We start from the raw sequence: 17072 nt of genomic DNA, 5'->3' as shown, positions 1-17072 counted from the left end.
GCAGGCGGGACGGAGGCGGCACCGGTGCCGGTGTGGAGGGTACGGAGACGACGGGAGGCGCGGCGCGGGGCGGACCCGCACCGCGCCTCCCGGCCGGACGATCAGGCGGTGGTCTCGTCGAGGTCGAGGTTCCGGTCCAGCGAGATCATCGGGATCGACGCCGTGATGACGGAGCCGTCCGCCCGGAGCGTGCCCTGGATGTCGCTCGTGGTGGGCGCGTGCCCGCTCATCCGCGGCCCGTGGTGGGCGAGCGGCACGACCGTCGGCGCCCCCGCGGTGACGTCCCACTGCTGGTTGTGCACCCACGCGGTGAAGCCCTCGCCGGTCTCCACCGTGAAGGTCATCGCGTCCTCTTCCAGGTCGACCCGGACGCGCGAGCCGTGCACCTGGATGCGGTAGGTCAGGCGCTCCCAGTCCTTCGGCAGGCGCGGGTTGAACGTCATCCGGCCACCGTGGTCGCGCATGCCGCCGAAGCCGTTCACGAGCGCACCCCAGATGCCGCCCGTCGACGCGATGTGCACGCCGTCCGCGGTGTTGCCGTGCAGGTCGGCGAGGTCGACGTAGAGCGCCGTCAGGAAGTACTGCGCCGCCAGGTCGTGGTACCCGACCTCGGCCGCCATGATCGACTGGACCACGGCGGAGAGCGTCGAGTCACCGGTCGTCAGGGCGTCGTAGTAGTCGAAGTCGCGACGCTTCTCGGCCGCGGTGAACTCGTGGCCCTGCAGGAACAGCGCGAGCACGACGTCGGCCTGCTTGAGCACCTGGAACCGGTAGATCACCAGCGGGTGGTAGTGCAGCAGCAGCGGCCGCTTGGACTCGGGCGTGTTCTCGAGGTCCCAGAGCTCCTTGTCGAGGAACTGGGCGTCCTGCGGGTGGATGCCGCGGTGCGGGTCGAACGGGATCTCCATCGACTCGGCGGCGTGCTCCCACTCGGTGACCTCGTCGTCGACGAGCCCGGTGCGCCGGACCATGCGGCCGTACTCCTCCGGGTCGTCGGTCGCGAGCTGCCGGCAGGCGTTCACCGCGAACCACAGGTTGGCCCGCGCCATCACGTTCGTGTAGAGGTTGTCGTCGACGACCGTCGTGTACTCGTCGGGCCCGGTGACCCCGTCGATGTGGAACTTCCGGTCGCCGTTCGACCGCCAGAAGCCCAGGTCGGACCACAGGCGGGCGGTCTCGACCAGGATGTCGATCGCCCCGCGCTTCAGGAAGTCGGTGTCGCCCGAGGCCCGCACGTACTGCATGAGCGCATGGGCGATGTCCGCATCGATGTGGTACTGCGCGGTGCCGGCCGCGTAGTACGCGCTCGACTCCTCGCCGTTGATCGTCCGCCACGGGAAGAGCGCCCCGCGCTGGTTCAGCTCCCGCGCCCGCGACCGAGCGGCGTCGAGCATGTTGTAGCGGAAGCGCAGCGCGTTCCGCGCGACGATCGGCGCCGTGTACGACAGGAACGGCAGGACGTAGATCTCCATGTCCCAGAAGTAGTGACCGCCGTACCCAGAGCCCGTGACGCCCTTCGCCGCGATGCCGTGCCCGTCGGTGCGGGCGGTGGCCTGCGCGAGCATGAACAGGTTCCACCGGACCGCCTGCTGGATCGCGGGCTGCCCCGGGATCTCGACGTCGCTGCGCGTCCAGTAGTCGTCCATCCACGCGCGCTGCTTGGCGAAGGTCTCCTCGACCGTCTCGGCGCGCGCACGGTCGAGCGTCCGCTCGCACCGGTCGGCGAGCTCCCGCGCCGGCACCCCGCGGGACGTGTGGTAGACCATGTGCTTCACGAGTCGGATCGGCACCCCGGCGCGGGCCTGCACGCGGTAGACGTGCTTCGCGAGGTCGTCCTCGATCGACGACGCCTCGTCCCACGAGTTCTCGGTCTCCAGGTGGTGCTCGACACCGACGCAGATCGTCATGCCCGAGCTCGACGCCTGGTAGCCGAGCAGCGAACGGCCGCCCGTGCTGCGCTTGAGCTTCGGCTCGAGCACCCGCTCGGTGAACGCCTCGGCCTTGCGGGGGTCGAAGGCGTTCGCCGCAGCCCGCATGCCCGCGTGGTACTCGTCCTGCACGTCCTGCCGGTTGAGGATCTGGCTCGACAGCAGGATCGAGGCGTCCCCGTCGAGCACGGTGACCTCGTAGTCGATGACGGCGAGGTGCCGGTCGGTGAAGGACACGAGTCGACGGGCACGGATGAGCACGCGCTTGCCGGACGGCGTCGACCACTCGGTCTCGCGGTACAGGTAGCCGCCGCGGAACTCGAGCCGACGGGTGTGCCGCAGGATGTCGGCCTCGGCCAGGACCAGCGGCTCGTCGTCGACGTACAACCGGATGACCTTGGCGTCGGGCGCGTTGATGATCGTCTGCCCGGTCTTGGCGAAGCCGAAGGCGTCCTCGGCGTGCCGGATCGGCCAGGTCTCGTGGAAGCCGTTGACGTACGTGCCGTACTGCACGCCGCCGCGGCCCTCGTCGAGGTTGCCGCGCAGGCCGAGGTAGCCGTTGCCGACCGCGAAGTTCGTCTCCGCGACGCCCTGCTCGTCCGGGGCGTACTCGGTCTCGACGAGCGCCCACTCGTCGACCGGGTAGCGGACGCGGTCGAGGGGGTCGGAGGTGATGGGGTTCATGGCGTGTGCTCCGTGGGAGGGAGGAGTCGTGCGGTGGTCGGACGGTCTGGCCGCGCCGTCGGGGCCGTTCCGGTGGGACGGGAGGCTAGCTGGTGCGCGGGGCCGGGAGCTGGTCGACGAGTTCGGCGAGGTCCTGGACGACGACGTCCGCGCCGTGCTCGCGCAGCGCGTCGGCTCCGGCGCCGCGGTCCACGCCGACGACGAGCCCGAAGGCGCCGTTCCGACCGGCCTCGACCCCGCTCGTGGCGTCCTCGACGACGACGCACTCGGCCGGGGCCAGCCCGAAGCGCCCGGCGGCGTCGAGGTAGGTGTCCGGCGCGGGCTTGCCGGCGAGGCCGTCCTGACGCGCGACCAGGCCGTCGACGACCACCGGGAAGTGGTCGAGGATGCCCGCCGTGCGCAGGACCTGCGTCGCGTTCGCCGAGCTCGACACGACGGCGACCTGCATGCCGGCGGCGATCGCGGCGACGAGGAACCGGAGCGACCCCGGGTACGGCTCGACGCCGTGCTCGGTCAGCTCGGCCGTGAACTCGGCGTTCTTGCGGTTGCCGAGCGCGCACACGGTGTCGCTCCCGGGGGCGTCGTCCGGCGCGCCCTGCGGGACCTCGATGCCCCGGGACGCGAGCAACGAACGGACCCCGTCGTAGCGGGGCTTGCCGTCGATGTGGTCGAAGTAGTCCTGCTCCGTGTACGGCGCAGCGCCGTGCTCGGACAGGAACGACGTGAACAGGCGGCTCCACGCGCGCATGTGCACGTCGGCGGTGGGCGTCAGCACGCCGTCCAGGTCGAACAGGAGTGCCCGTGTGTCGGCGAGTCGTGCGGGCGTGCGCCGGTCCGGCATCGTCATCGGAGTTCCTCTGGTCTCGGTGGTCGGTTCGGCTCCGATCGAGTCTAGGACCGCCCCGGCTCGGACGCTCAGGCTCGGGAGGACCCGTGTCGACCGCGCCGAGCGGACCTTCCGGGAGCGCTCGGACCGCTCCCCGTCGAGGTTGGGCGTGACGGAAGGCACCACATGAGCACCACCACGACGGCCCAGGACGGCTCGGGCTCGAAGCTCAAGCAGGCGATCACCGGCCCGCTCCTGTTCCTCTTCATCCTCGGCGACGTGCTCGGCGCCGGCATCTACGCCCTCATGGGCACCCTGTCGAAGGACGTCGGCGGCGCGCTCTGGGCACCACTGGTCCTCGCGCTGCTCCTGGCCCTGCTGACCGCGGGCTCGTACGCCGAGCTCGTGACGAAGTACCCGAAGGCCGGTGGCGCCGCTGTGTTCGCCGAGCGGGCGTACCGGACGCCGATCGTGTCGTTCCTCGTCGGCTTCAGCATGCTCGCCGCCGGTGTCACGAGCGCCGCGGGGCTCTCGCTGGCGTTCGCGGGCGACTACCTCGGCACCTTCGTGGACCTGCCGCCGGTGCCGACGGCGATCGTGTTCCTCGCACTCGTCGCCTGCCTGAACGCCCGGGGCATCTCCGACTCGCTGCGCAGCAACGTCGTCATGACGATCATCGAGGTCTCCGGCCTGGTCATCGTCATCGTGGTCGTCGCGGTCATGCTGGGCGGTGGCGGCGGCGACGTCTCGCGCATCGGCGCCTTCCCCGCCGAGGCGAACCCCGCACTCGCGACCCTGAGCGCCGCGATCGTCGCCTACTACTCGTTCGTCGGCTTCGAGACCTCGGCGAACATCGCCGAGGAGGTCCGCGACGTCCGTCGCATCTACCCCCGCGCGCTGTTCGGGTCCCTCGCCGCCGCCGGCGTCGTCTACGTGCTCGTCGCGCTCGCGAGCTCGATCGCCCTGCCGGCCTCGGAGCTGTCCGGGTCGAGCGGCCCCCTGCTGGCCGTCGTGTCGGCGACCGGCGTGCCGATCCCCGACTGGGTGTTCAGCCTCATCGCCCTGGTCGCCGTCGCGAACGGCGCGCTCCTCACGATGATCATGGCGAGCCGCGTCACGTACGGCATGGCGGAGCAGCGGCTCCTGCCCGCCCTGCTCGCGAAGGTCCTGCCGAACCGGAAGACCCCGTGGGTCGCCATCGTCGCGACCACCGTCGTCGCGATGCTCCTGACGCTCGTCGGTGACGTCGGAACCCTCGCCGAGACCGTCGTGCTCCTGCTGCTGTTCGTCTTCATCAGCACGAACGTCGCCGTGCTGGTGCTGCGGAAGGACAGGGTCGAGCACGACCACTTCCGTGTGTGGACGTGGGTGCCGGTGCTCGGGGTGGCGTCCTGCATCCTGCTGCTCACGCAGCAGAGCGGGCAGGTCTGGCTGTACGCCGCCCTGCTGCTGGCCGTGGGCGTGGTGCTGTACTTCGTCGCCCGTGCGACGGGCCGCCGGACCGGTCGCGACCACGAGGCGGGCCGCATCCACTGATCACTCCCCGATCAGCCGACGGTCTGGAGGCTCGGTGCCGGCTGGCACCGAGCCTCCGGTCTGTCGTGTGGTCGCGTCAGCCCAGGGTGCGCACCCAGTCCTGGACGGCCGCGCTGATCTGCGCCCGCGCGTCCTCGCGTGAGATCGTCGCCGTGCGGTCGCCGGGCTGGTCGCCGTAGGCGCCGAAGTCGGCGTGGTTCGCACCCTCGATCTCGACCATCCGCGCCGTGGAGGGGAGCTCGTCGCGGGCAGCGGCGACCTTCTCCGGCGTCGAGAGGCCGTCGCGAGAGCCGGAAACGCTGAGGACCTGGACGTACGAACGAGCGATGTCGTTGGCGCAGTAGCTGCCGAGCAGCAGCAGACCGTCCGCGTCCTGCGCGAGCTGGCACGCGCGGACGCCGCCGAGCGAGTGGCCGCCGACCGCCCAGGTGCGGACACCGGGTGCGTGCGCCTCGAAGGTCGCCAACGGGCGGGTGTCGAAGAACGCCAGGTTCAGCGTCGGCTTCGTGATGACGACGGTGGTGCCCGAGGCGACGACCTGGCGGAAGGTCGCCAGGTACGCGTAGGGGTCGACCTTCGCGCCCGGGATGAAGACGATGCCCTTGCCGTCGTCGCTGCCCGTCGGGGTCATCACGACGCTGTCGCCCACGTCGCGCACGGCCACACGGTCGTCCCGCCAGACCTGCAGCGCAGCGCTCCTGGTGCCCTGCATGACGATGTTCGCGTACACGAGGAAGACCACCGCGAGCAGCACCACCACGGTGACGACCCAGGCGGTCCATCGGAGTGCTCGGTTCACGGTCGGTCCTCCTCGTCGGGCCGGTCCTCGTCGGGCTGGTCCTCCTCGGGCCGACGGGCCGTCACGGTCAGCCAGCGCTCCTCGGCGCCGGGGCGGGTGGTCTCACGGACCCGGACGTCGTGCCACCCGGCGGTCGTGACGGCTGCCGCGAGGGCGTCCTCGTCCCAGTAGGTGAACCAGCGGGGGTCGTCGAGCTTCCGGTCGCTCCAGCCGTCACCCTGGCCGTCACCGTCGCCCCGCTTCACCGTCGCCGCGAGGACGCCACCGGGGCGGACCGCCCGGCGCGCGCGCTCGAGCACGGCGGGGGTGTCCGACCGCGCGACGTGCAGGAGGACCGCGTTCGCGACGACGGCGTCGTACGGGCCGCCCCAGCCGTCGCGGCGGACGTCGAGCACGCGGGCCTCGTGGCCGGCGGCGCGGAGCCGGTCGACGAACGCCGTGGTGCCGTCGGTCCGGTCGACACGGAGGCCCGCTGCCTCGAGCGCGTCCGCGTCCCGACCTGGGCCGGAGCCGAGTTCCAGGACGTGGGCGCCGCCGGGCACGAGGCCGAGCAGGTCGTCGACGAGTCCCGCGCGGTGGCCGTCGGTCCGTTCCGTCCAGCGGTCGGCGCCGCGCTCGTACGCGAGGAGCGTGCGCTCGGCGCTGAGGTCGCGGCGCATCACGGTCTCGGTCCGGCCGTCCGGAAGCCGGTCACCGGGGGTGTCCGTCGCGCTGAACCCGATGCGCTCGTACGCCCGGCGTGCGCGGTCGTTGTCCGGCATCACCGAGAGCTCGAGGTGTTCGGTCCCCTGCACGACGAGCACGCGGGCGACCTCGTCGACGAGGCGTGCGACGAGCCCCCGACCGCGGGCGCCCGGCGCGACCCACATCGAGATCAGCTCGGCCAGCGCGAGGTCGTCCGGGTCGGGGACCCCGCTCGCCATCCCGACGGTGTCGCCCTCCTCGACCGCGAGCAGGTCGACCGCGCCCGGCAGCGACAACCGGGTGCGCCAGCGGTGTTCCGGAGCGTCCTGCCAGTCCTCGAGGCGGGAGCCGAACGCCTGCGGCGCGTCGGTGAGGGCGGCGAGGCGGACCGGGCGCCAGACGGCCCAGTCCTCGGCGGTCACCCGGCGCAGCTCGATGGTCACGGATCGACGGTACCGCCCGCTCGTGTCCGGGGGACGCGGGCGGTACCGGCGGTGTCCGTGGTCAGGACGCCGGCGTGAGGTCGTACATCGTCACGCCGTCGACCGTCGTCGGCTCGTAGTGCGCGGCGACCCACTCGGCGATCTCGGCTGCGGCGTCGCTCCCGCTGCTGCTGGTGCTGGTGCTGGTGCTGGTGCTGCCACCGACGAACCAGTGCACCTTCCCCGCGGCGACGAGTGTCCGGAACTCCGCCAGGGTCGGGGCCGGGTCGGTGCCGTTGTAGCCGCCGATCGCCATCACGGGGTCGCCCGTCGCGAGCTGGTACGTGGCGGCGCTGTTCGACCCGACGGTCGCGGCGGCCCAGGTGTACTCGTCGGCGTCCGCGGACAGCGCGGCGACGACCTCGTCGGACACCTCGGTCGAACCGCCGAGCAGGTTCGTGCCGCCGCCGGGGGCGTTCGTGCGGCCGTCGGTGCCGCCTGCGGTCCCCGGGCCGTTCGCGTTCTGGCTCGTCCCGTTCTGGCGCGTCCCGTTCTGGCCGGTCGCGTTCTGGCCGGTCCCGTTCTGGCCGGTCCCGTTCTGGCCGGTCTGGCCGCCCGGTGCTCCGCCGGGGCCGCCCTGACCGCCGCGCGCTCCCTGGCCGCCGGGCGCTCCCTGGCCGCCGGGGCCACCCTGACCACCGGGCACGCCGCCGCGACCCCCGCCGAACCCGCTCGTCGTGACGCTCGGCCCGGCCGACGGGAGCGCACCCGTGTGCCCGACCGTGGTGGTCTGCACCGAGAACGCCGTCGGCCCGAGCAGCGCCGCGACGAGCACGGTCGCCACCGTCGCCCCCGCGAGGCCCCGACCGCGCGGCGGCAGCAGGACGAGGACGGTCCCGACGACGGCCGCGACGAGGACCACCCACCGGATCCACGGTTGCCACGACGACGCCTGGGACAGCAGCGCGGACGACCACGCTCCGGAGAGTGCGACGACGCCGGCGGCGGCGATGCGCCAGGCGAGCACCGCGCGGCGCTGCCACAGGAGCCCGGCACCGATGCCGACCACGCCCGCGATGTACGGCGCGAGCGCCACCGTGTAGTACGGGTGGAAGATCCCGCCCATGAAGCTGAAGACCAGCCCGGTGACGAGCAACGAGCCGCCGAGCACCAGCACGGTCGCGAGCCGCGGGTCACGGCGGCGACGGACCCCGAGCGCCACGAGGGACACGACGAGCAGCACGAGCGCGGTCGGCAGCAGCCAGGTCACCTGCGTGCCGAACTCCGAGCCGAACAGCCGGGTCAGGCCGGTCGAGCCCCACGACCCCGCCCCGGTCGTCCCGCCGGGCACGACGCTCCCCGTCTCGTCGCCCGTGACCCGGCCGAGCCCGTTGTAGCCGAAGGTCAGCTCGAGGAAGCTGTTCGTCTGCGACCCGCCGACGTACGGCCGAGCCGAGGCCGGCACGAGTTCGACGATCGCGACCCACCACCCGGCGGAGACCACCACGGCGAGCGCCGCCGCGGACAGGTGCCCGATCCGCCGGAGCACCGGGCGGGGCGACGCGAGGAGGTACACCCCGACCAGGGGCGGCAGCACGAGGAACGCCTGCAGCTGCTTCGTCAGGAAGCCGAGCCCGACGAGCACGCCGGCCCAGACGACCCACCGCATCCGCCCGGACTCGACCCCGCGCAGCGTCAGGGCGACCGCCCCGACGGTGAGCAGCACGAGCAGGGCGTCCGGGTTGTCGTAGCGGAACATGAGGGTCGCGACCGGGGTCGTGGCCAGGACCGCACCCGCGGTCAGGGCGGCGCCGGCCGAGAACCGGCGCCGGACGATCCGGTACAGGACCGCCACCGACGCGACGCCCATCAACGCCTGCGGCACGAGGATCGACCACGAGTTCAGCCCGAACAACCGGACGGAGATGCCGATCACCCAGAGGAACGCCGGCGGCTTGTCGACCGTGATCGCGTTCGCGGCGTCGGAGGAGCCGTAGAAGAACGCCTCCCAGCTCTGGCTCCCCGCCTGCACCGCCGCCGAGTAGAACGCGTTCGCCCAGCCGTTCACGCCGAGGTTCACGACGTAGAGGACAGCGGTCACCAGCAGCAGCCCGAGGAACGCGGGGCACTCCCACCGCGCGGTGTCCGCACGGCCGCGGACGAGACCGACCAGGCGGTCGCGGACGCCGTGCGGACGGATGGGTGGCGGGAGCAGGCGCGGGCGCTCGGCGGGGATCGTCTGGGTCATGCCCCCGAGGGTGCGATCCCGACGTGCGCGGATCGTCGGCGCAGCCTTGGACGCCCCTAAGGGACCGGTACGGGCGGGACCAGCAGCCGGCTCCACGCGACCTCGTCCCCGAGCTGCCCGGTTGCGCGGAACAGCTCGACCTGCGTCGTGCCGGCGAGCACGGTCGCGAGCTCCGCGCGATCGGCCGGCGCGAAGCCGAGGCCCTGCCAGAACGGCCCGGACCGCCGACTGAACAACCACGCCCGTCGCGCCCCGCCCGCCGTCGCCTCCGCCATCGCGAACCGAGCGAGCGCCGCACCGCGACCCGAGCCGCGCAGCGCCGGTCCGACGGCGACGCTGCGGAGGAGGGCGTGCCTCCCGTCCGGCCCGGTCTCGTACCCGGTGGTACCGACGACGGCGCCGCCCGGACCACGGAGCGCCCAGAGCCGGACGCCCGGGTCCGACAGCCCCGCGACCGTCAGGTCGCACGCCGACAGGAAGGCGTGCACCTCGTCGACGTCGTCCGGCCCGACGCGAACCGGCGTCGGCTCAGCGAGCGGCACGGACCGGCACGTCGGTCGCCGACGACAGCGGCCAGCGCCGGTCGAGCCAGGGGCCGAGCACCGAGTCGAGCAGGAACCGTCCGGCCAACCGCCCGACCGCCCAGTACGCCCCGACGAGCAGGAACACCAGCGGGGACCACACGTGCAGGACGAGGAGCAGGACCGCGAGGATCCCGAAGGCGATCCCGACCGCGGAGTACAGCGACCAGAACCCGCCGACGAACCGGTCACGCGCGGCCTGCTCCGACGCAGCTGCAGCCGCGGCGGCCTCGGTCCGCTCGTCGAGCCCGCGCACGCCCGGCTCCAGCTCCGCGGGGTCGTCCTGCGCGAAGAGCTCCCGCACCGGGACCTCGAGCGCCCGGGCGATCGCGGACAGGGTCTCGAGGCTCGCGTCGTTCCCGCCCTCGAGTCGTTGCACGGTCCGGACGGCCACGCCGCTCGCCTCGGCCAGCCGTTCCTGGGTCCAGCCGCGCTCACGTCGGAGGGTGGCGATCCGCATCTCGTTCATGGTGCCGAGCCTAGGAACGCCCGGGGCGACAGCACCACGACACGGACACGACACGCACCCGCCAGTGCCCCGTCACCCGGGCGTCGGCGCCCTTCTGCGGGTCAGTCGTCGGTGTCGACCGTGTTCGTGACGACCTCGCCGCTGCCGGCGTCGATCCGGATGCTGTGCTTCGTCCCGGCGTCGTCGCGGACGTCACCCTCCCAGACGACCGTGCCGGCGTGGTCGTCGAGTCCGAGCTCGGTGACCGTGCCGGGCACCGTCTCGACGAGCGTGGATGCTGCCTGCTCGACGGACAGGTCTGCGGCGTCGACGAACCGCTGGTTGTCCGCGACGTCCTCGGCGTCCGTGGAGTCCTCCGTCGGACCGGCGGTGGTGCGCTCCCCGTCGGCGGCCACGTGGACCTCCTGCTCGTTGCCGTCCGCGGTCACGACGAGCACCTCCCACGAGGTACCGCCGGCCTCCTGCTCGATCGAGGTGACGGTACCCGAGCCGACGGCCTCCCGTGCGGTCTCCGCAGCGGCTCCGAGGGCGTCGTTCCCGGCGGCGTCGGAACCGCTGCCCGTGCGGCCGCTGCCCGTGCTGCCGCTCGCGCCGCCGTCGGTCGCCGTCACGGAGGGTGCCGAGGCAGCCGGGGCGGCCGTGTCGTCGCGGTCGTCGTCACCGGCGCAGCCGGCGAGCGCCAGCGCCCCGACGAGCGGGAGCGCGGAGAGGAGGGCGATGCGGCGGGCGGTGGTCTTCGTCGTGGTCTGCATGCGGCAAGCCTGCGGAACGGGCACTGAAGCAGGCCTGAAGCCACCTGGGGTGACGCCGGGGGCGTCCGGCACGCCCCTCGGGCAGCGCATCAGTCGTGCAGCAGCGGGAGCCGGACCGTGAACCGGGCTCCGCCCGCCGGGGCCGTCGAGATCGCGGTGCTGCCGCCGTGCGCCCGGACGACGGCGTCGACGATCGCGAGCCCCAGCCCCGACCCACCCGCGTCCCGGGCACGGCCCTCGTCGAGCCGCACGAAGCGGTCGAACACGCGCTGCCGGTCCTGCTCCGGGATCCCCCGCCCGTCGTCGTCGACGGTGAGGACCGCGTCGTCGCCGGTCCCGACGAGCGTGACCGTCACGGTGCTCACGGCGTGCCGGACGGCGTTGTCGACGAGGTTCCGCACCGCCCGGGCGAGCAGCCGGTCGTCCCCGCCGACCCGCGCGGGAGCGACACCGGACACGTCCACGCGGACGACCCCGGCCCCCGCGGACCGCGACCCCTCCGCGAACACGAGGTCGTCGAGGTCCACCGCCCGGTCACGGGTACGGCCCCGCTCGTCGACACGGGTGAGCAGGAGGAGCGACTCGACGAGGTCCTGCAGACGGGCACCCTCGTCGAGGACGACCGCGGCCAGCTCGGCCGTCCCGGTGACGTCGGGGTGCGCCCGGGCGACCTCGGCGTGCTGCCGGATCGTCGCGAGCGGGGACCGCAGCTCGTGCGACGCATCCGAGACGAAGCGCTGCTGGGCCTGCTGCGACGCCTCGAGCCGCGCGAGCATCCGGTTCATCGTGGCGGCGAGACGGTCGACCTCGTCCCCCGAGCCCGGTTCCGCCACGCGCGCGTGCAGGTTCGTGCCCTCGACGTCGTCGACCTCGCGGCGCATCCGGTCGACCGGACGGAGCGCTCGACCGACGACGAACCACGTCACGAGCGACATGAGGGCCACGACCACCGGGACGGCGACGACGAGCAGCACGGACACGGTCCGCACGGCGGCGTCGGCGTCCTCGAGCGGCAGCCCGACGACGAGCACGCCCTCGGTGCCGTCCGGCAGCTCGACGTCGTCGGACACGAGGGACCAGCGCTCGCCGTCGTGCCGGTACCGGGACTCCTCGGCGCCGGAGAGGGCCGCGTCGGGACTGTCCTCGGCCCGCGCGAGCACCCGGCCGGTGCCGTCCTGCAGCTGGGCGAGCACGTCGTCGCCCTCGGCCTCGACGGCGGCGACACCGTCCGCCTCCACCCGTGCGGAGAGGCCGTCGAGCGTCTGCTCGGCCGACGACCGGACGCCGTCGGACAGCGAGCTCCGGAGGACCCAGACGAAGGCGACCGCCCCGATCACGAGCGCGACGAGGACGACGACCGCCGCGCCTCCCGTCGCGCGTGCACGGATGCTGCGCGGCCGTCGGACCCGCCGCGACCGGTCAGCCACCGTCGGCGTCCAGGCGGTAGCCGGCCCCGCGGACGGTCTCGATCGCGGTCCGGCCGAACGGCCGGTCGACCTTCCGGCGCAGGTGCCCGACGTACACCTCGACGATGTTCGGGTCGCCCGCGAAGTCGTCGTCCCAGACGTTCGCGATGACGTCGCGCTTCGACAGCACCTGACCCGCGTGCCGCATGAGGTACTCGAGGACCGTGAACTCCCGGCTCGTCAGGTCGAGCAGCTCCTCGCCCCGCCACACCCGTCGCTCCGCCGGGTCGAGACGCAGGTCGCCGGCCCGGAGGACCGTGGGTCGTTCCCGGGACCCCCTGCGGACGAGCGCACGGAGACGCGCGACGAGCACCGGGAACGAGAACGGCTTGGTCACGTAGTCGTCGGCACCGGCGTCGAGGGCGTCGACCTGGTCCCACTCACCGTCCTTCGCGGTCAGCATGAGCACGGGGGTCCAGTCCTGCTCGGCGCGGAGCGTCTCGCACACCTTCCAGCCGCTCATGCCCGGCATCATCAGGTCGAGGACGATGGCGTCGTACGGGTGCTCACGGGCGTACCAGAGCCCGTCGACCCCGTCGTGCGCGACGTCGACGGCGAAGCCCTCGGCCTGCAGCCCGGCGCGGATGCCGTCCGCGAGCCGCACCTCGTCGTCGACGACCAGCACACGCATCGTCCGAGCATGGCGGCGCGGCCTGAACCGGCGCTGAAGGGAGGGCTCAGGCCCCGCTCGGGTCGAACCGGTACCCCATGCCCGACTCGGTCACGAGGAACCGCGGGTGCGACGGCTCCGGTTCGAGCTTCCGCCGCAGCTGCGCCATGTAGAGCCGCAGGTACCCGGAGTCGTTGCCGTGCGTCGGACCCCACACCTCGGTCAGGAGCATCTCGCGGGTCATCAGCCGCCCGGGGTTCGTGACGAGGACCTCGAGCAGCCGCCACTCGGTCGGGGTGAGCCGGATCGCGGGGCCGGTCGGCGGGGTGACCTGCTTCGCGACGAGGTCGACGACCAGATCGCCGATCGTCACCGTCGGCGTGACCCCCGCGGTCGCCGCGGCCGACGCCTGCCGCCGTCCGAGGGCTCGGAGTCGGGCGAGCAGCTCGTCCATCTGGAACGGCTTCGTCACGTAGTCGTCCGCTCCGGCGTCGAGCGCGTCGACCTTGTCCGACGAGTCGGTCCGCCCGGAGAGCACGAGCACCGGCACCTGCGACCACGCACGGATGCCCTCGAGCACCCCGATGCCGTCGAGTCGGGGCATGCCGAGGTCGAGCATGACGATGTCGGGGCGCTCGGTGATCACGGCGTCGATGGCGGCCCGACCGTCACGGGCGGTGGCGACGTCGTACCCGCGCGCGGCGAGCGTGACGGACAGGGCGCGGACGAGCTGTGCGTCGTCGTCGGCGATGAGGACCTTCGTGCTCACTTGACATCCACTCCCAGGTGTCCGGCGATCGGCAGCCGCACGACGACGGTGAGCCCGCCGCCCGGGGTGTCGTCGACCTCGATGGTGCCGCCCATGCCCTCGGTGAACCCGCGGGCGAGGGCCAGCCCGAGGCCGAGGCCGGTCTCGTTGTCGGTGTCCCCGAGCCGCTGGAAGGGCTGGAACACCTCGCCGCGGCGGTCCTCGGGGATGCCGGGTCCGTGGTCGGCGACACGCAGCTCGACCCCGCCGCCGAAGGCGCTGGCGGCGACCCGGACCCGGGTGCCCTCCGGCGCGTAGCGCTGCGCGTTCGCGAGCAGGTTGACGACGACGCGCTGCAGGAGCACCGGGTCGGCGAGGACCGGCGGCAGGTCGGCGGGCAGGTCGAGGTCGACGTCGTCCGGCCCGAGTTCGAGCTCGTCGAGCGCGGGGGCGACGACCGTCTCGAGCGCGGTGGGCAGCGGGGTGACGGCGAGCACCCCGGCCTGGACCCGGCTGACGTCGAGCAGGTCGGCCAGCAGGACCGCCAGCTGACCGAGGCTCTCGTCGGCGGTGGCGAGCAGTGCCTCCCGGTCGGGTGCCGACAGCTGGATGTCGGACGCCCGCAGCGTCTGCACGGCGGCGGAGGCCGCCGCGATCGGCCGGCGCACGTCGTGGCCGACGGCCGCGAGGATGGCGCTCCGCACGCGGTCGGCCGCCGCGATCCGCTCGGCGTCGACCGCGGTGCGGGTGAGTCGGCGGTGCTCGACCGCGGCGTCGAGCTGCTGCTCGACGACGCGCAGCAGCCGGCGCTGGGTCGGGTCGTCGGGAGCGCCGGAGAACTCCAGGACGGCGCCGGACGGGAGGCTCGTGGTCGCGTCCGGCCCGTCGGCGAACGTCCCCGACGTGGCCGGGACCTCCTCGCCCTGCCGGATCCGCACGCCGGTGAACCCGAACGCCTCGCGGGTGCGGTCGAGCAGCGCCTGCAGGGCGTCGTCGCCGCGGAGGACGCTGCCGGCGATCCCGACGAGCAGCCCGGACTCGGCCGCCGCGCGACGGGCGGCTCGACTGCGGCGGGCGGACCGGTCGACCACGAAGCTGACCAGGACGGCACTGATCACGTACATCACGAGGGCCACCAGGTGCCACGGTTGCTGGACGGTGACCATGTAGAGGGGTTGCACGAAGAAGTAGTCGAGGCTCAGGCCGGAGAGCACCGCGGTGAAGACCGCCGGCCACATCCCGCCGGTCAGGGCGACGACGAGCACGAGCAGTTGGTACGACAGCACGTCGACCGTGATCGAGTCGGGGTCGCTGCCGAGCGACAGCAGCCAGGTCAGCAGCGGGCCGAGCAGCAGCGAGACCGCGAACGCCGCGGCGATCCGGCCGCGCGAGAGGCTGCCGCCGAGCTTCGGCAGGGCGAACCCGCCGCCGGCGCGCTCGTGCGTGACGACGTGCACGTCGATGTCGCCGGACTCACGGACCACCGTGTTGCCGATGCCCGGCCCGGTCAGTGCGGCGGCGAGGCGGCTGCGACGGCTGACGCCGATCACGATCTGGGTCGCGTCGACCGACTTCGCGAAGCGCACGAGGGTGCTCGGCACGTCGTCGCCGACCACCTGGTGGTACGTCCCGCCGAGCTGCTCGAGCAGGGCGCGCTGCTTGCCGAGCGCGCCGGGGTGGCGCTCGCGCAGCCCGTCGTTCGTCGTGACGTGCACGGCCGCGAGCTCTCCACCGGCACTGCGGGCGGCGATGCGGGCACCGCGGCGCAGCAGGGTCTCGCCCTCGGGACCGCCGGTCAACGCGACGAGGACGCGCTCTCGGGTCTCCCACCGGTGGTCGATGCCGTGCTCGGCGCGGTAGGCCTTGAGCGCGTCGTCGACCTCGTCGGCGAGCCAGAGCAGGGCGATCTCGCGAAGTGCGGTGAGGTTGCCGAGGCGGAAGTAGTTCGACAGCGCCGCGTCGATGCGGGCGGCCGGGTAGACCAGCCCGTCCGAGAGCCGTTCGCGCAGGGACGCCGGCGACAGGTCGACGACCTCGATCTGGTCGGCGGCGCGGACCACGGTGTCGGGGACGGTCTCGCGCTGCACCGTGCCGGTGATCTCGCGGACGACGTCGCCGAGGGACTGCATGTGCTGGATGTTCACGGTCGAGATGACGCTGATGCCGGCGGCGAGGAGCTCCTCGACGTCCTGCCAGCGCTTCTCGTTCGGGCTGCCCGGGGCGTTCGTGTGCGCGAGTTCGTCGACGAGGGCGACGTCGGGTGCCCGTGCCACGACCGCGTCGAGGTCCATGTCGTCGAGTGCGACGCCGCGGTGCTCGACGACGCGGCGGGGCACGAGCTCGAGACCGTCGACCAGGGCTGCGGTGGCGGCTCGCTCGTGGGTCTCGACGACGGCGACGACGACGTCCCGGCCCTCGGCACGCAGCCGGTGGCCCTCCTCGAGCATCGTGTACGTCTTGCCGACACCCGGAGCGGCGCCGAGCAGCACCCGGAGTTTCCCGCGCTTCACGTGCTCATCCTCCCGCGGTTCGGTGTGGTGTGGTGGTGGTGCGTGGTGCGACGTGCTGCCGAACAACCGGAAGCACGTCGCACCACGCGGTTCCGCGGCGCGAGGTGCTTCCGGTTGTGCTGGCGGCTCCGCCCTCGGGCCGGACCGGGCCGGCCACGGCCAGGCCGAGCCAGACCGGCCGGACCGGCCGGCCGGCCGGCGTCAGCGTTCGGCGGCCAGGGCCAGGTTCAGCTCGAGGACGTTCACGACCGGCTCGCCGAGGAACCCGGCCTGCCGGGACTCGGTGTGCTGCTCGACGAGCGTGCGGACCGTCGACTCCGACAGACCCCGGGCGTCGGCCACCCGGGCCACCTGCTGCAGCGCGTACTCCGGGCTGATGTCCGGGTCGAGCCCCGAGCCCGAGGCGGTGACCGCGTCGGCGGGCACGTCGGCAGCGCTGACCCCGTCGGCATCCGCCACGGCGGCCCGCCGCTCCTCGATGCTCTTGAGCAGGTCGGGGTTGTTCGGCCCGAGGTTCGAGCCGGACGAGGCGTTCGCGTCGTAGCCGTCCTCGCCCGCGGCACTCGGACGCGACTGGAACCAGCGGTCGGCCTGGGCACCCGCGAAGGACTGCCCGATCAGGGACGAGCCGACGACCTTCCCGGAGGAGTCGGTGACCATCGAGCCGTTCGCCTGGTCGTGGAAGGCCGCCTGCCCGACGCCCCACACCGCGAGCGGGTAGGCGACGCCGAGGACGACGGTGGACAGCAGGGCGAGACGGATCGCCACACCGGTGGAACGGAGGAAGGAGCGTGATGAGGAAGCCATGG

General features: G+C 73.2%; 14 protein-coding genes. 1 reads left to right on the top strand and 13 read right to left on the bottom strand.

Annotated elements, in window-relative coordinates:
- Positions 1 to 101: 101 nt before the first annotated feature.
- Both M3666_RS10290 and M3666_RS10285 read right to left on the bottom strand, forming a co-directional pair.
- Entirely contained in the window at positions 102 to 2612 is a 2511-nt protein-coding gene (locus M3666_RS10290; RefSeq protein WP_066657193.1) for a glycoside hydrolase family 65 protein, read from the bottom strand.
- Positions 2613 to 2697: 85 nt separating this feature from the next.
- The gene (locus M3666_RS10285) at positions 2698 to 3459 is read right to left on the bottom strand and encodes an HAD family phosphatase (protein ID WP_209684867.1); all 762 of its coding nucleotides are present in this window, start codon (positions 3457 to 3459) and stop codon (positions 2698 to 2700) included.
- Positions 3460 to 3624: 165 nt separating this feature from the next.
- On the opposite strand from M3666_RS10285, the gene M3666_RS10280 reads away from it, so the two are divergent.
- Positions 3625 to 4974 (top strand): APC family permease, encoded by a 1350-nt coding sequence (locus M3666_RS10280; RefSeq protein ID WP_209684866.1) that lies wholly within the window; start codon positions 3625 to 3627, stop codon positions 4972 to 4974.
- A gap of 76 nt (positions 4975 to 5050) precedes the next feature.
- Here M3666_RS10280 and M3666_RS10275 read toward each other — a convergent pair whose 3' ends face one another.
- The 11 genes from M3666_RS10275 to kdpC form a co-directional block, all read right to left on the bottom strand.
- Positions 5051 to 5773, bottom strand: a complete 723-nt coding sequence (locus M3666_RS10275; RefSeq protein ID WP_209684865.1) for an alpha/beta hydrolase — start codon at positions 5771 to 5773, stop codon at positions 5051 to 5053.
- Entirely contained in the window at positions 5770 to 6900 is a 1131-nt protein-coding gene (locus tag M3666_RS10270) for a bifunctional GNAT family N-acetyltransferase/class I SAM-dependent methyltransferase (RefSeq protein ID WP_251155166.1), read from the bottom strand. Before M3666_RS10270 ends, M3666_RS10275 begins: the two co-directional genes overlap by 4 nt.
- Positions 6901 to 6961: 61 nt before the next feature.
- A complete protein-coding gene (locus tag M3666_RS10265; protein WP_251155165.1) occupies positions 6962 to 9127 on the bottom strand; it encodes a glycosyltransferase family 39 protein in 2166 nt (721 codons plus the stop codon).
- Positions 9128 to 9183: 56 nt separating this feature from the next.
- Positions 9184 to 9669, bottom strand: a complete 486-nt coding sequence (locus M3666_RS10260; RefSeq protein ID WP_209684862.1) for a GNAT family N-acetyltransferase — start codon at positions 9667 to 9669, stop codon at positions 9184 to 9186.
- A complete protein-coding gene (locus tag M3666_RS10255) occupies positions 9656 to 10177 on the bottom strand; it encodes a helix-turn-helix domain-containing protein (RefSeq protein WP_066657202.1) in 522 nt (173 codons plus the stop codon). Before M3666_RS10255 ends, M3666_RS10260 begins: the two co-directional genes overlap by 14 nt.
- 101 nt (positions 10178 to 10278) lie before the next feature.
- Complete coding sequence (locus M3666_RS10250; RefSeq protein WP_251155164.1) at positions 10279 to 10929, bottom strand: PepSY domain-containing protein; 651 nt, start codon at positions 10927 to 10929, stop codon at positions 10279 to 10281.
- Positions 10930 to 11018: 89 nt separating this feature from the next.
- On the bottom strand, positions 11019 to 12356 hold the full coding sequence (locus tag M3666_RS17085; protein ID WP_251155163.1) for a HAMP domain-containing sensor histidine kinase: 1338 nt from the start codon (positions 12354 to 12356) through the stop codon (positions 11019 to 11021).
- A complete protein-coding gene (locus M3666_RS10240; RefSeq protein ID WP_066657217.1) occupies positions 12349 to 13026 on the bottom strand; it encodes a response regulator transcription factor in 678 nt (225 codons plus the stop codon). The genes M3666_RS17085 and M3666_RS10240 overlap by 8 nt, the downstream gene beginning before the upstream one ends.
- A gap of 46 nt (positions 13027 to 13072) precedes the next feature.
- A complete protein-coding gene (locus M3666_RS10235) occupies positions 13073 to 13774 on the bottom strand; it encodes a response regulator (RefSeq protein WP_066657220.1) in 702 nt (233 codons plus the stop codon).
- Positions 13771 to 16263 (bottom strand): ATP-binding protein, encoded by a 2493-nt coding sequence (locus M3666_RS10230; RefSeq protein ID WP_066657223.1) that lies wholly within the window; start codon positions 16261 to 16263, stop codon positions 13771 to 13773. Before M3666_RS10230 ends, M3666_RS10235 begins: the two co-directional genes overlap by 4 nt.
- 201 nt (positions 16264 to 16464) lie before the next feature.
- Entirely contained in the window at positions 16465 to 17070 is a 606-nt protein-coding gene (gene kdpC, locus M3666_RS10225; RefSeq protein ID WP_251155162.1) for a potassium-transporting ATPase subunit KdpC, read from the bottom strand.
- Between the last annotated feature and the right edge of the window lie 2 nt (positions 17071 to 17072).

The organism is Curtobacterium sp. ODYSSEY 48 V2, from assembly GCF_023712625.1.
Lineage (GTDB): Bacteria > Actinomycetota > Actinomycetes > Actinomycetales > Microbacteriaceae > Curtobacterium.
Note: the sequence above shows the minus strand (reverse complement) of the source record. Positions and strands in the feature narration are given on the sequence as shown.

Coding starts and splice junctions, on each gene's coding strand:
- M3666_RS10265 (WP_251155165.1), bottom strand. CDS start 9,127: ATGACCCAGACGATCCCCGCCGAGCGCCCGCGCCTGCTCCCGCCACCC.
- M3666_RS10250 (WP_251155164.1), bottom strand. CDS start 10,929: ATGCAGACCACGACGAAGACCACCGCCCGCCGCATCGCCCTCCTCTCC.
- M3666_RS10285 (WP_209684867.1), bottom strand. CDS start 3,459: ATGACGATGCCGGACCGGCGCACGCCCGCACGACTCGCCGACACACGG.
- M3666_RS10280 (WP_209684866.1), top strand. CDS start 3,625: ATGAGCACCACCACGACGGCCCAGGACGGCTCGGGCTCGAAGCTCAAG.
- M3666_RS10240 (WP_066657217.1), bottom strand. CDS start 13,026: ATGCGTGTGCTGGTCGTCGACGACGAGGTGCGGCTCGCGGACGGCATC.
- M3666_RS10290 (WP_066657193.1), bottom strand. CDS start 2,612: ATGAACCCCATCACCTCCGACCCCCTCGACCGCGTCCGCTACCCGGTC.
- M3666_RS10255 (WP_066657202.1), bottom strand. CDS start 10,177: ATGAACGAGATGCGGATCGCCACCCTCCGACGTGAGCGCGGCTGGACC.
- kdpC (WP_251155162.1), bottom strand. CDS start 17,070: ATGGCTTCCTCATCACGCTCCTTCCTCCGTTCCACCGGTGTGGCGATC.